At 43.0% G+C, this 14,329-nt stretch carries 10 protein-coding genes and 1 tRNA gene; 2 read left to right on the top strand and 9 right to left on the bottom strand.

All coding sequences use genetic code 11. The features are described from left to right. Positions 1–12 precede the first annotated feature (12 nt). A complete protein-coding gene (locus QUA25_RS00345; protein ID WP_333034685.1) occupies positions 13–1,101 on the top strand; it encodes a response regulator in 1,089 nt (362 codons plus the stop codon). Between the two features lie 104 nt (positions 1,102–1,205). Here the strand turns inward: QUA25_RS00345 and QUA25_RS00340 are convergent, their stop codons facing one another. From QUA25_RS00340 to QUA25_RS00325, 4 genes are all read right to left on the bottom strand, one after another. Continuing rightward, positions 1,206–3,812 carry a PAS domain S-box protein gene (locus QUA25_RS00340; RefSeq protein WP_333034684.1) on the bottom strand — a complete coding sequence of 869 codons (2,607 nt, stop codon included), beginning with the start codon at positions 3,810–3,812 and terminating at the stop codon, positions 1,206–1,208. Further along, complete coding sequence (locus tag QUA25_RS00335; protein ID WP_333034683.1) at positions 3,809–4,204, bottom strand: response regulator; 396 nt, start codon at positions 4,202–4,204, stop codon at positions 3,809–3,811. Before QUA25_RS00335 ends, QUA25_RS00340 begins: the two co-directional genes overlap by 4 nt. A gap of 127 nt (positions 4,205–4,331) precedes the next feature. Then, entirely contained in the window at positions 4,332–5,768 is a 1,437-nt protein-coding gene (locus QUA25_RS00330) for a response regulator (RefSeq protein ID WP_333034682.1), read from the bottom strand. Continuing rightward, the gene (locus QUA25_RS00325; protein ID WP_333034680.1) at positions 5,761–8,628 is read right to left on the bottom strand and encodes an ATP-binding protein; all 2,868 of its coding nucleotides are present in this window, start codon (positions 8,626–8,628) and stop codon (positions 5,761–5,763) included. The genes QUA25_RS00330 and QUA25_RS00325 overlap by 8 nt, the downstream gene beginning before the upstream one ends. A 367-nt stretch (positions 8,629–8,995) precedes the next feature. Here QUA25_RS00325 and QUA25_RS00320 point away from each other — a divergent pair. Then, a tRNA-Arg gene (locus QUA25_RS00320) sits at positions 8,996–9,068 on the top strand. A gap of 72 nt (positions 9,069–9,140) precedes the next feature. On the opposite strand, the gene QUA25_RS00315 is transcribed toward QUA25_RS00320, so the two are convergent. The 5 genes from QUA25_RS00315 to kaiC form a co-directional block, all read right to left on the bottom strand. Beyond that, positions 9,141–10,757: a diguanylate cyclase domain-containing protein gene (locus QUA25_RS00315; RefSeq protein WP_333034678.1), complete on the bottom strand. Its 1,617-nt coding sequence runs from the start codon at positions 10,755–10,757 to the stop codon at positions 9,141–9,143. A gap of 5 nt (positions 10,758–10,762) precedes the next feature. Continuing rightward, on the bottom strand, positions 10,763–11,578 hold the full coding sequence (locus QUA25_RS00310) for an alpha/beta hydrolase (protein ID WP_333034677.1): 816 nt from the start codon (positions 11,576–11,578) through the stop codon (positions 10,763–10,765). Between the two features lie 182 nt (positions 11,579–11,760). After that, entirely contained in the window at positions 11,761–11,979 is a 219-nt protein-coding gene (locus tag QUA25_RS00305; RefSeq protein ID WP_333034949.1) for an EAL domain-containing protein, read from the bottom strand. A gap of 78 nt (positions 11,980–12,057) precedes the next feature. After that, complete coding sequence (locus tag QUA25_RS00300; protein ID WP_333034675.1) at positions 12,058–12,225, bottom strand: hypothetical protein; 168 nt, start codon at positions 12,223–12,225, stop codon at positions 12,058–12,060. Positions 12,226–12,637: 412 nt separating this feature from the next. Continuing rightward, positions 12,638–14,200, bottom strand: coding sequence for a circadian clock protein KaiC (gene kaiC, locus QUA25_RS00295; RefSeq protein ID WP_333034672.1), 1,563 nt, complete (start codon positions 14,198–14,200; stop codon positions 12,638–12,640). Positions 14,201–14,329: the final 129 nt, after the last annotated feature.

Here is a 14,329-nt window from a genome sequence, read left to right as displayed (position 1 = left end):
GGAGCTATCACCGTGGTTAAGATTTTGGTAATAGAAGACGAAGAAGCGATTAGAGAGAATATTTTAGAGTTGCTAGAAGCCGAGAATTTTGAAGGAATAGGAGCGATTAACGGCAAAGTCGGCATCAAATTGGCGATCGAACAAATCCCGGATTTAATTTTGTGCGACATGATGATGCCGGAAGTAGACGGTCACGGCGTTATCAAAGCTTTGCGCTCCGAACCCTTGACTGCCACAATTCCGTTTATTTTCCTCACAGCCAAAGCCGATAAAGTTGACGTTCGCACGGGCATGGAACTGGGAGCTGACGATTACATTACTAAGCCGTGTACGCCGCAAGAACTGCTAAATGCCATTGCTATTAGACTTGAAAAACAAAAAACAATTAGCCGACAATCTCAAAAGACGCTAGACGAATTACGCACTAATATTAGTATGTCGCTGCCCCACGAGTTGCGGACTCCTTTGAATGCAATTCTGGGTTTTTCTGAGCTGATTCTGTCAGAATATAAGGTATTAGAGGAATCAGATATCTTAGAGATGATCGGTCAAATTCAAACTTCCGGTCATCGCTTGTATCGACTGATTCAGAACTTTTTGCTGTATGCAGAACTGGAGATAGCAGCCACAAATCCCGAACTGCTGAAGGAGATGCGAAACAGCGAATTTAGCTGTGTAAAATCTTTGCTGAGTCAAAAAGCGCGGCAGCAAGCAAAACACGCGAATAGAACCGACGATTTACAATTAAACTTGCAAGATTCGTCGGTAGCTATTGATTCTGTCAGACTCGCAAAAATTGTTGAAGAACTGTTGGACAATGCCTTCAAATTTTCTTTAGAAGGAACGCCAGTTTTATTAAGCACTTTAGTGAAAGATAAGACTTTTATTCTGTCTGTCAAAGACCAAGGCCGCGGCATGACTACCGATCAGATTGCCCAGCTAGAAGCTTACAGGCAGTTCGATCGCAAACTTTATCAACAAGCAGGTTTGGGATTAGGTCTGGCTATTGTTCAACGCCTTGTAGAATTGCACGGAGGAGAATTTAAAATAGAAAGTGTACCGCAGCAAGAAACAATAGTTTGCGTTTCTCTGCCTGTCTAAACAATGATTATACCAGTTTCCAAAAAGAATACAACTGTAGGCAAAATCCCAACCCTTATGGCATAAGTCATTCCCAATTCTCAAATCTCCACTCTCAAATGGTATTATGCAGGAGCGATCGCTCCTTTCAGACACCGCTGCATATAAATTTGAGCTACCTTATCATTAGGATTGATTTCCAAACAGGCCGAAAACAATCTTATAGCTTCGCCACACTTGTCACTATTGTAGAGTACCAAAGCTTGCTCAAAGATTGTCTTTGTCTCTAACTTTTTCTGTCGTAACTCTGGCGGATCGGCCGCAAATACTTCATAAACTGTTACAGTTCGCGATTTGCCTTTAACTGATACGCGATCGATCAACCTCAAATCATAAATATCGTTCAAGTGTATAAAAGTATTGTGAGTAATTAACATCGAAACTCCATACTCTTTCGTCAAACTTTCCACGCGGGAGGCTAAGTTTACCGCATCGCTGATCACCGTGCTGTCCATCCGACTTTGGCCCCCCACCGTGCCTAACATCAAAGAACCCGTATTGATGCCAATGCCAATTTGCAGCGGCGGGCGATCGGGTCGATTGCGACTAATATTATACTCGTTAAGCTGTTGTAGCATAGCAATTCCAGCTTTCACAGCATCGTCCGCACTGCCATCAAACAGCGCCATAATCGCATCGCCAATGTATTTATCAATAAAACCCAAATTCCCAGTAATTGCCGGTTCCATCCGCGACAAATAAGCATTAATAAATTGAAAATTTTCTTCGGGATTCATCGTTTCAGAAAGAGAAGTGAAATCGCGAATATCTGAAAACAGCACGGACATTTCTTTCTGCACCTGATCGCCTAATTTCACTTCCAGAATACTTTCATATCCCAGAAAGTGGAGAAATTCGTGCGGTACAAACCGCCCGTAAGCATCTGTTAATTTTTCTTCCGCTGCTAAAGCTTTTTCCAAATCGTCTGTGAATTGGCGGCGCTCGGTTTCTACCTCTAGACGTTCCGTGATATCTTGAAAAGCGGCGATCGCGTAAACTATGTTTTTCCGTTCGTCGTAGATTGGACTCGCCCAAACCTCGATCGGCACAATCCGATCCGACCCACGAATTTCTAGATCGTCCATACGCACAAATTCTCCCCGCAACGCCCGAACAATCGGTTGGCTATCCCTCGGGTACAATTGATTAGTTCCAGCGTCGTAAAAATGATAAGCTTCAGGAAATTGGTTAGTATCCCCATCAAAAATTAAACCTTGGGCTAGTATCCTTTCGCCCCAAGAATTCATGTAAAAAGGTTTACCATTACCATCCACAACAAATATTCCCACAGGCATCGCTTCCAGGAATTGAGTCAATCGGCTTTCGTTTTCTGACAGTGCCTCATTTAACTTTTCTTCGGCTGCCAAAGCTTTTTCTAAATCATTAGTAAACCGGATTCGTTCCACTTCCACCTGTCTTTGCAAACTAATATCCTTAGCAAAACCCTGATAGTAAAGCACTTCACCGTTAGCATCATAAACTGTGCGCGCATACTCAGAAACCCAGATAATTCTGCCATCTCGACAGTAAACCTGAGACTCAAACTCACACAGAGTACCGTGCTGTTTCATCAGCGCCAGAAACTCTTGACGGCGGTTCGGTTCCACGTACAATTGCTGCTGAATATCATTAATACTTTCTATTAATTCTGACGCGGAATCGTAGCCGTAAATTTCCGCCAGAGCAGGATTCGCACTGATAAACTGTCCGTCCGGCGTCGTCTGAAAAATACCTTCTAGAGCATTTTCAAATATCCCGCGATACTTCTCTTCAGCTTGAATTAGCGCCGCTTCAGCTTCCTTGCGTTCAGTTATGTCACTAAAAGCAATAATGGCATAGGAAATTTCGCCTGTAGAATCATAAATTGGAGTTGCCCAACTTTCTACAGGAATAATCTTATTAGCTGTACGAATTTCTACACCCTCAGTCCGCACATTTTCACCCCGAAGCGCCCGCATAATTGGCAATTCTTCGACGGGGCATCTTTGATTAGTTCCGGCTTTATAGAATTGATAAATGGCTGCTTTTGGCTCTGAATTAATATGCGGCACAGCCCCTTTGCCAAATACATCCCGCGCCTTCTGATTAGCGTAGAAAGATTGCCCATTTGCATCAAGTACACACACACCCAATGGCATAGCTTCCAGGTATTGCGTCAACCGACTTTCGTTTTCGTGGAGTTGGGCAATCAGCATTGCCTGCTTGCGATTTAATTGAGCCAACTCCTGATTCATTTCCTGAAGTTGTCTTTGTTTTTCAGCTAATTGTTTATCTTGAAAATATCGGTATATTGCCTCAGTAACAGTTAATTTTAAGTCATCACATTGCCAAGGTTTAGGTATGTATCGGTACAATTTAGCATAGTTAATAGCATTAGCTACCGCATCCAAATCTGCCTGCCCCGTCAACATAATCTTGAGAGTGTTCGGCGAGATAGCATGAACGCTCCTTAATAGTTCGTCTCCTTTCATATTAGGCATGATATGATCGGAAATAACTACAGGAACTTCATACTGTTCTGCTAAAAGTTCTGACAGCAACTCTAAAGCTTCTTCGCCGCTTTGAGCCGTTTCAATTAAATATTTATCTTCAAAGGCTTTTAGCAGGTCTATTTCCAGACTATCGAGTATAGTCTGCTCATCATCGACACAAATAATGACTGGTTTTTTCATAAATTTTCTAGACCAGACTTAATCGCTTCAATTAGTTCTTGATTTTGCCAAGGTTTTTCTATGAAAGCATGAAGATTTGCTTGAGTTTGTGTTCGTTCGATGGCTTCTTTGTCTGCTTGTCCCGTCAGCAGCACTGTCACAATTTGCGGATATTTTTGATGAATTTTAATCAGCAACTCATCTCCTTTCATTCCGGGCATCAACCAATCAGAGACAATCACTAGAATCTTAACCTCTGCTTCAGATAGCTCTTCAATAATCTCTAGGGCTTCGGCAGCACTTTCAGCAAATTCCCAAAGATATTTACCGTTAAAAGCCTGTTGCAGTTCAATTTCCAGACTTTCCAACACCGCTACTTCATCGTCCACACACAAAATTGCTGATTTACACATCGCTAGTTTCCTTCTTTAGTTTGGCAGGGTGAAGCCCGATGGGTAAGCACACCATTTTCCAAATTCTACATTCCGCGCGGGTAGACTGCAAATTTTTAGCCCCCGACTTCAGTCTGCAACGCTTTACCTACTCAGTTAAATTAATCGGCAAAGAAACTGTAAATGCTGTATTACCGGGTGCCGACTCGACCTCAATTTTACCCTGATGTTTTTCAATTATTTTTTTGACAATATCCAATCCCAACCCGCTGCCTTCTCCCGCAGGTTTAGTAGTAAAAAACGGCTCAAAAATTTTCGGAATAATCTCCGGTTGAATCCCCTTACCGCTGTCAGTAATTTTTACCAGGACGCTGGTATCTTGCTGTACCGCGTCAATTGTTAAAGTTCCTTGATTGTCCATCGCTTGTAAGGCATTGTGAATTAAATTTGTCCAAACTTGATTAAGTTCGTCTGGATAACACAGTACCACAGGCAATTTATCTTGATAGTTTCTGACAACTTCCACACCCGGCTTGATTTGGTTTTGATAAAGAGTTAATACCGTTTCAATTCCAGCCGTAATATTCACTTGTATTTTTTCCCCATTTACATCGTAACGCGCATAATTTTTCAGAGCAAAGACCACTTTTGCAGCGCGATCAGTAGCGGTAGCAATCGTTCGAGCGCTTCTGTGAATGCTAGCAAAGTCGTAGGCTGTTTTTATAATATTTTCGCTGTCAGGATCTTTGAGCAACGACAAAAATTCTTGCAGATTTCCTTGCAATCCGATATTGACTAAAATGCTAGCAAGGCTGTCAGAATTGTCAATGCCTTCCGACTCAAGTTGCTGCTTCACGCCTTTTTTCAATACCCGTTTTTCTCTAGTAGATAAAGAGTAATTTTGTTGACTCGAAATGTACATCAAACGCAAGAAATCTTGCTGCCGCTCTGCTGACAGTTGTTTAAAAAAAACTGGCAAACTTTCGAGATTGTTATCCAAAAAGCTGGTAATATTTCCAATAGACGATCGAATCGCCCCCAACGGCGTATTAATTTCGTGAGCAATACCCGCAATCAGTTGCCCTAATGCTGCCATTTTTTCCGATTGCACTAATTGATTCTGAGTAGCTTGCAGTTGGTCTAAAGTAACTGTAAGTTCATTGTTTTTCTGTTGGAGTTTTTTTCGCAACTGGCATATTGCTAAATGGGTTTCTACCCTCACGAGAACCTCTTCCACCTGAAAGGGCTTAGTAATATAATCTACCCCGCCCACCGCAAAGGCTTTGACCTTATCAAGTACGTCATTAATGGCACTAATAAAAATTACGGGGATGTCGCAAGTTCGTTCATCAGCTTTGATCTTTTGGCAAACTTCATACCCATTCATTTCGGGCATCATAATATCCAGCAAAATTAAATCGGGAGGCATACCTTTGGCCGCCGAAAGCGCTAACTCGCCGCTAGGTACGGGGCGGACTTTATAGCCCTTGCCATTCAAAATTCCGGCTAGCAGTCGCAAATTAGCTGGGGTGTCGTCAACTACTAAAATATTACCGCGATCGGTCCTAGAAAGGTCGTTATTCATGTGATAGTGTTTGAGATATTAACTTTAAAACTTTGTCGTACTCAAAATTTTCTATACAAGTTGCGATCGCACTTGCCGTTACTGCATCCTTTAATCGAATTTGCTCTATCAAAGTATCAATTAAATCCATATCTGCATTTAGTATTGCTAGCTTTAAATCAGCTACCAGTGAATCCGGCAATTTTACGAAATCAGCCGCACTCATAGCGCGATCGCTCTCTTTGATTGCCGATAAATTAGTTTGACCCGGATCTTCATAAATATAGCGCACTCCGATATGTTTGTGCATAGAATCAAAAATATCGGCTTCCCGGAAAGGTTTTCGCATAAAAGCATCGCAACCCGCCGATAAAATAACTGCCCGTTCTTCCTCCAAAACGCTCGCTGTCAGCGCAATAATCGCAGTAGCTTGACCTTTAATAGTGCTTTTAATGTATTTCGTAGCTTCGTAGCCGTCCATCACAGGCATTCTCATGTCCATCCACATTAGATGCGGTTCCCAACTATCCCAAATCTCAATAGCTTCTTGGCCGTTATTAGCTTCTTTTAGTTCAAAACCCAGAGGATGGAGGATTTTAATCAACAATTGGCGATTTAGCGGTTTGTCGTCTACTATCAAAATTCGATAGGTGTGTTGGTTGGGTGCCAGGGCAATAACATTGCGCGTCGGTTTGGCGCTTTCAATATCAGCCGCATCGACCGCAATAACTTGAATGTCAAACTTAAAATTAGTTCCCTTACCAACAGCAGAACAGACGCTCATTTCGCCGCCCATTAATTCCACAAATTTGCGACTGATGGGCAATCCTAAGCCAGTACCTTCTTGCGAATCTTTGCCTGTCTTGGTTTGCACGAAAGGTTCAAAAATAGCGTCTAATTCATTGGTAGCAATACCGGAACCAGTATCCTCGACTTCAAAATGAAGGAAGAAGGAAGAGGTAGAAGCTGCCTCGTCATTTGGGGGAACAAAAATCTGATTTTCCGACTGACTAACTTGAGATATCTTAAGACCATTACTTGGGGTAATTTCTGTATTTTTTGATGTTTCAGGATTATCAACTTTCCCCCCTTTGTCCTGCTGATTTATGCCTAACAGATGCTGGCTAACTCTGACAGATACACCGCCATCTTCGGTAAATTTAAGAGAGTTATTGAGCAGATTAATTAAGATTTGTCTCAACTTTAACTCGTCAGCTTCTATGTATTGTGGCACATCGGGACTGCGGTCAAAAACCAACTGCAAGTGCTTGTCATCTGCTTTGAGTTGAAACATATCTTCCAAGTCATTGAGCAGGCGATAGAGGTCTATTTTATGGGGATTGAGGGTGGTGCGACCTGATTCAATTTTAGATAAATCCAGCACGTTATTAATCAGGGTAAGGAGGTGTTCTCCGCTGAGCCTAATTATGCTAATATTTTCTTGATGCTCTGGAGATAGAGTTTGGCTGCGAGTCATCAGTTGGGAAAAGCCGATAATTGCATTGAGAGGCGAGCGCAATTCGTGGCTCATATTAGCAAGAAAGGTACTTTTAGCTTGGTTCGCTACTTCCGCTTTGTCTTTAGCTACCGCCAATTCGGCCGTCCGCTCTTGCACTCGCTGTTCTAAAGTTTCAAAAGATTGTTGCAGTTGTTGAGCCATGCTGTTAAATGACTTGGCTAATTCCCCCAATTCGTCTGAGCGTTCGCTTTCTACTGTTTTATCCCATTCACCTTTAGCAATATTTTTTGCTGCTGTATTTAAGCTCAAAATAGGATTTGTCACCCACTGAGAAGTCAGAATGCCAATCACCACAGCTACTCCTAAAGCGGCGAAACAAAGCAAAACCGCTGTGCGGGTATTGGCATCGATTTCTTTGGTGAAATCTGCTTCGGGAACAACTACCACAATTACCCAGTCTAAACCTTTGCCGTCTTGGAACGGCAAGACTTTTAAAAATTGTCGCTTGTCATCTATTTCAAAGCTCAATAACTCTGATTTTTTAATTTGGTCTAATTTTTTAAATTTTGCAGTCAAATATTTAGCTGTCGCTTGAGTGAAAGGGTTGCTGCTTTCTTCTACTTTAAACAATTGTCTGTCATTACCTTTAGTGCGAAACGGTTTTTCTGTTGTGGAAGTTGCTAATAAAGTACCCTGGCGATCTATAATAAATGTTTGACCTGATTTGCCAACTTTGAGATTGTTGAGAAATCTCCCAAGATGGTCGAGACGCAAGGCAGTAAATAAAACTCCTTCTAGCTGATTTTTGTCGCTGTATACGGGTTGGATAGCGCTGATCAGTAATGTCGGTTCTAGTAACGAAACAAAAACAGAGCTCCAAGTAGCTTTGCCGACTTTTACGGCTTTTTGGTACGCAGGATGTTGCCGATTATCATAGTTTTTGACAAGGGTGGTAACTGTAGTGCGATCGCCGAGAGCGTTCGTATTGTAAGAATTAAAATTTAACCCAGTAGATTTTTCTATCACATTCATCGTTCGGGAGCCGTTAGACAGTTGTTCACCGGATCTATAATCTCCCCTATTGTTGCCAACCGAGGTAAAATTGATATAGGGATATAATTGTACTTGCCGCCAAAGATATTTCTCCCAAGCTGATAAGTTTTCCATATTTAACAACCCGAGTTTGACAGCATCCAGCTTGGTTTGATTGATTTGATGGGGAGTTGTCAGGTAAACTTGCAGGTTTTGCTCGACACGCAAAGTGACCTCGCTCATTAACTGACTAGCAAGGTTATTAACTGCTTTTTGTCCGTTTCTAAAAGACAGATATCCTACGAGTCCCACGGCTCCCACGATTTGCAGTACAAATGGAACTATGAGAACAGTTCGCAGCGGTAATTTGTCTAAAATTTTAGAAACCATAAGATTGAGAGGTTTGGTGAACTTAGTCTAGAACCGTATTGGCACAACCTGTCTTAACTGCAGCATCATTTACTGCCGATTAGCTAGGGCGAATTGATGCGGGTTATTTTAGCTGTGGTAGATGCTCGACCCCGATCGAATGTGAACCTAATGTTTGCTCGATTAAAGTCTATTATTTTACCCCTTGTCGTATTATTGTTACCATTTAGGTAAAAGTTGCAGTCTCTGGCTTCGAGAACAGCCTGATATTAGATCATCGCGCGGGCGAGTTTAACCCGCATGGGTCAAGCGGTTTGGAGGCAGGCCAGGAAATTTGCGATCGGCACTCGCCATTTTCCGCAAGACGTGTTATACTGTAAACAGTCGAGGGCACGTAGCTCAGTGGATAGAGCATCAGGTTCCGGTCCTGAGGGTCGGGGGTTCAAATCCCTCCGTGCTCATTTAAATTTATCAAAGGACTGATTTTGAGAGACCGGGGACAAATTTTTGTCCTCGGTCTCAACTATTTTGATTTAAGCGTCAGTGTCAAAAATCGAATCGCCACTGTAGTCGCAGGTCGCGGACTGATTGCGCCCCTGCTGCTTGGCACGGTAGAGTGAACGATCGGCGAGCGCAATCAAGTCAGCCGATGATAGTTCCGAAATCGGAATCAAGTTGGCGATACCCATACTAATAGTAACTACATCGCTCACATCAGAGGTTTTGTGAGGAATATGTAAAGCTTGAATAGCAGCGTGAATCCGTTGGGCCACCGAACTCGCTCCTTCAATATCTGTATTTGGCAAAATGATGCCAAATTCTTCTCCGCCGTAACGCGCCACTAAATCCGCCGGACGGTACACTACCTCTTGCACCGTCTGAGCAAGTTTGAACAGACAACTATCCCCCATTTGATGACCGTAGCAATCATTATAACGTTTGAAATAATCCACATCAAACAACAAAAGAGAAATAGGTTTTTGTTCCCGGTATAGCCGCTGCCATTCATGCTCTAAGCGGTCATTAAAACAGCGGCGATTAGCAATTTGAGTCAACCCATCAATATTTACCACTTGTTCTAAGAGGTGAGTAGCGCGGGCTAGTTCTTCGTTAGAGAGTGCCAGTTGTTGATTAATTTCTCTCATCCGCGCTTGGGCCTGCTGCCTTTCTGCCAATTCCTTCTGCAACTTATGAAAAATATCCGCTTGTTTAATGGCGATCGCTAACTGATTAGCAATCTGTTTAACAAGGTCAACTTCCAATTCTTCCCATTGCCGAGGTGCAGAACATTGATGAATACATAACAACCCCCACAAATCTTGTCCATTGAGCAACGGCGCCACTAAATTAGCCCGAACCGGAAATTGTTTCCAAAGAGCACGGTAACAGTGTTGAAGGTCAATATTATTGATATTTTCAACTACCTGCATTCTCCATTCTTGATATGAATCAGGATCTTGTTCACCACCACACTGGTCGTTAAATTGATTTTTGCTTACCAATTTACATCCTTCGCCTACGGATTCTGAGACAAACTCACCATATCCAAAATTACTGTCAGGATCGAACTTAAATATGCCGACGCGCTCGGCATCAAGGAACAGGCGAATGTCCTGCGAAGCAATCTCAAAAATTGTAGACAAATCAAGAGATTGACGGATGTGTTGAGTAATTTCTTGAAGTAATATCGCCTTGTCGTACTGTTTCCGCAGAGCTATTTCTGCTTGCTTTTGGGCCAGAATAGCTGCCTCTGCTGCTTTTTTGGCTTTAATAATTTCACCTTCGTATAGGATACGCTGGCGGATACAGAGCAAGATGCAATCGTTGACAAAGTTTCCTCCCTGATTCCGACGCACAGCGTTGATCAGCATGGGTATATCACTGCCCTGCTTTGACCTTAATGAGAAGTAAATTTCCTCTACTTTACCGTCGAGCTTCAACAGGGGGAAAAAATGGGTTTGAAAAAAAATCCGGCTGGCCATTGGCAGAATGGAATCCATTTTCCGTTGCCGCAGTTCATCGGTTTCGTATCCGAGTAATTGCAGTAATGTGGCGTTGACCATTACGATCGTACCATCGTCAGCAAACGAGAGGAATCCACAGGGTGACGTGTTGAGTAGCTCGTCTATCTGGTAGGTCATGTTTGCCATACAAATCAGGTAGTATGAGGTACACTCAAATACTCCTTAATCATCTCGATCGTCTCTTGTGGATGACTCAGGTGCGGGCAATGTCCCGTAGCTTTCATCAGCCGTAGCGTACTTTTAGGTAGGTGGCGGTGGAGGTAATCCCCTACCTCGGTGGGAGCAATCACGTCATCAGCGCATTGCAATATCAGTGAAGGTACTGATACCTTGGGTAAATCACTGCGATTGTCAGAGTAAAAAGTTACCTCGGCAAAGCGACTTGCAATCACCGGATCGGTAGAGCAAAAACTTGTCTCAAGTTCCTCACTTAACTCAGGACGCTCCTGATTCTGCATCACCATTGGCGCCAGAAAGCTTGCCCAACCAATGTAATTTTTCTCCATGATATCGAGGAGATCCTCAATATCTTTGCGCTCAAACCCTCCGTAATAATTTGGTAAATCATTGATGTAGCAAGGTGAAGGCCCTACGAAAATCAGGCGATTAAAGTAATTAGGAGTTTGAATGGAGGACAGAAGGCCGATCATACTGCTGACAGAATGACCGACAAAAATCACATCAGTCAAGGCCAATTCTTCACAGATATCGAGGACATCCTGAACATAGCCATTGAGGTCGCTATACCGTTCATAACTGTAGGCACTAATATCAGACTGTCCCGAACCTACATAATCAAATAGGAGAATTTTGTAATCCTTCTCGAAGGCCCGTGTTACGAAACGCCACATATTTTGATCGCACCCAAATCCATGAGCAAACATCATCGTCTGGGTGCCTTGTCCAAACACTTTTATATTATTCCGTAAGAAAATATTTTTAGTCATTTGAGCTACACGAGCATTAAATTAATTATAAGACTTTTGCGCGCTTTCATGAGGGAGGATTGATGATCCCACATAGTGGTAGACAACAATTAAGGATGTCGGATTAAATGAAGACCAGACTCAGCAATGGCAGGCTTCCTCAACATATAACGCTGCCCGATTTCCTAGGCGCTCGCTTGTAACTATTCCCATTTCGCTGGGGTTTCCATTCCTGCGGCAATTATGCTCAGATTTAAGCCATCTGGGATTGCAACTATGGCTTTGGCAATTCCGCGATCGCTCACATCGCTGGCTAAATCACGGACAAATGAGCGAGCAATTTTAAGCGACTTCACCGGAAAATTTTTCAGGTTGTTAAAAGCAGCATACCCCGTCCCAAAATCATCGACATAAATCCCAATACCATGCTCCGATCATTGGCTCAAAAGATTGTAGCTAATGTCAACATTAAGCATCATTGCCGTTCCCGTAATCTCTAGCTATAGATATTTTGGCTTCATATCGGTGCGCTCAACAATGCGATCGCTCTTAGCGACTAAAGTCGGTTGGCTGAGTTGACGTGCCGACAAATTCACCGCGATATTAGGAAGAATTAGTCCTGCTGCTAGGCACTGCTGATATTGCCCGCAAGCTTGCTCTAAAATCAATTTGCTCTTCGGGCAAAATCAATCCAGTTTTTTCGGCGATGGGAATATATCGATGGCCATGCACCCAAGCTAGTTCAGGAGAATGCCCTCCTACTATAACTTTAACACCAGCAAGGCTACGTGTTTGCCAATCGAGCTGAGGTTGATCATACAGCCAGCATTCGCCTTCCAAGGGCAATTCAAGAGATTTGTGATCGCCAGGGTATTGGATTTTGCCCAAGGTATTGTTGTTGCTGTGTAAAAACTATAGGTATTGGGTTCGATAGGCAATAAAAGCTCCTATTTCAGCAATTAAGAACTTGCAAAACATTGTCGCGGTTTCTATAGTGTTCACAAACTCCTCAAATTAAAAAAGTTGGGTTTCCTAGCTCAACCCAACCTATTTTTAATAACGACGAATTACTGCTAACTCTCAAATATCCTCATCGTCTTGACCTTGCACACCCTGGAGAATCCGCGATAGCTCACTCTTCTCATTAATTGTAATCCGACTAGGAGAACCGCTGATAATCCGTTCGTAACCACTGAACGAATCTTTAATTTGTGGCCCTCTTTCAGTAATTGTGTATTCTCTAATACCTTTGTCGTGCCACGAACCCCGCATCTTAAACACATTAATTGCCCGCGACATTTCTCCTCGAATCTCTACATACTGCAACATGATAATCGTGTCAGTAATCGTAGAAATATGAGAGTCCGTAATCGAATGAGAACCCATAAACTGGTCGCTTGTATTCGTGAAAAAGCCGGTTATTTCTTCCTGCTTCGCAAAACCTGTCACTCCAATCACAAATTGCCTGAAAGCATTATTGCTGACACCCCTAGCTAACGCCGACAGCGAGTCTATAGCAATTCGAGAAGGTTTGAACTCAGCAATTTCTGATTTAATAGTCTGCAAGTGGTCTTCCAAACCTGCCGATTCCGGGTAAGTGCACAGCAGCTTCAGCAGTCCTTTCTCTTCCATTTCCTCAAAATCAATGCCCCAAGAATAAGCATTGCGAAACAACTGAGCACGCGACTCTTCATAGGCAAAAAGCAGCGCCCGATTGCCGTTCATACAAGCGTTCTGCAAGAACTTGCTCACCAATAGCGTTTTGCCTGTTCCCGTTGCACCCGTAGCCAAAATAATCGAGTCTTTGAAAAAACCGCCACCGCACATCTCGTCGAGAGTTTTATCGCCCGAAGAAACCCGCACGTTTGAAGATTTTTGAGTTAATCGCATCGCCCCCAATGGGAAAATATTAATTCCGTCATTAGTCATAGTGAAAGGATATTCGCCCTTCATGTGAGTTGTACCGCGCAACTTCAAAATTTCCATTGTGCGGCGGCGGCGTTCCCCTTCCAAAACGTTGCGAACAATCACTACATTATCCGACACAAACTCTTCCACTCCAAACCGCGCTACCGGGCCGTATTCTTCCACCCGTTCCGTCGTCATAACTGTAGTTGCTCCTACTTGTTTGAGGCGCGCAACTAAGCGAAAAATTTCTCGGCGCACCACCGATGCTGCATCGTACTGCTGAAATACGGCGGTAACAGAATCTATTGAAACCCGCTTGGCTTTGTACTTGCGAATGGCGTACTGAATTCGCTCAATTAAGGCTGATAAATCAAAATTTCCTACGATATCTTGACCTTCCGGGTCGGGGGAAGCGTCCAAAATAAATAGCTTGCCTTCCTCGATTAATTGTGCCAAATCCCAACCGAAACTGCAAGCATTTTTAATAATATCTGTCGGAGATTCTTCAAAAGTTACGAACACTCCAGCTTCGTCAAAATGGGTAATTCCATTATAGAGAAATTGTACAGCAAATAAAGTTTTTCCCGTTCCTGATGTGCCGCTGACTAGGGTGGTTCTGCCGAGTGGCATTCCGCCGTGACTGATGTCATCGAAACCCTCAATCATCGTGCGAATTTTTTCAACTCCTGGCGTTACCAATCCTTTTCGTTGAACCGTTTGACTAATTTCATTCATGTCGATTTTTGTCAACTCTCAGTATTCTTTAGTTGTCACTCATTAACCGCCGATCATGAGTCTTTGTACCCAGCTTTTAGTTTTGGCTCTTGCTCAATAACTAATGACTGCTGACTGCTGACTAATGAC

The organism is Microcoleus sp. Pol17C6 (assembly GCF_036701145.1).
Lineage (GTDB): Bacteria > Cyanobacteriota > Cyanobacteriia > Cyanobacteriales > Microcoleaceae > Microcoleus.
The sequence above is the reverse complement of the archived record's forward strand: the minus strand, read 5'-3'. Positions and strand labels throughout refer to the sequence as shown.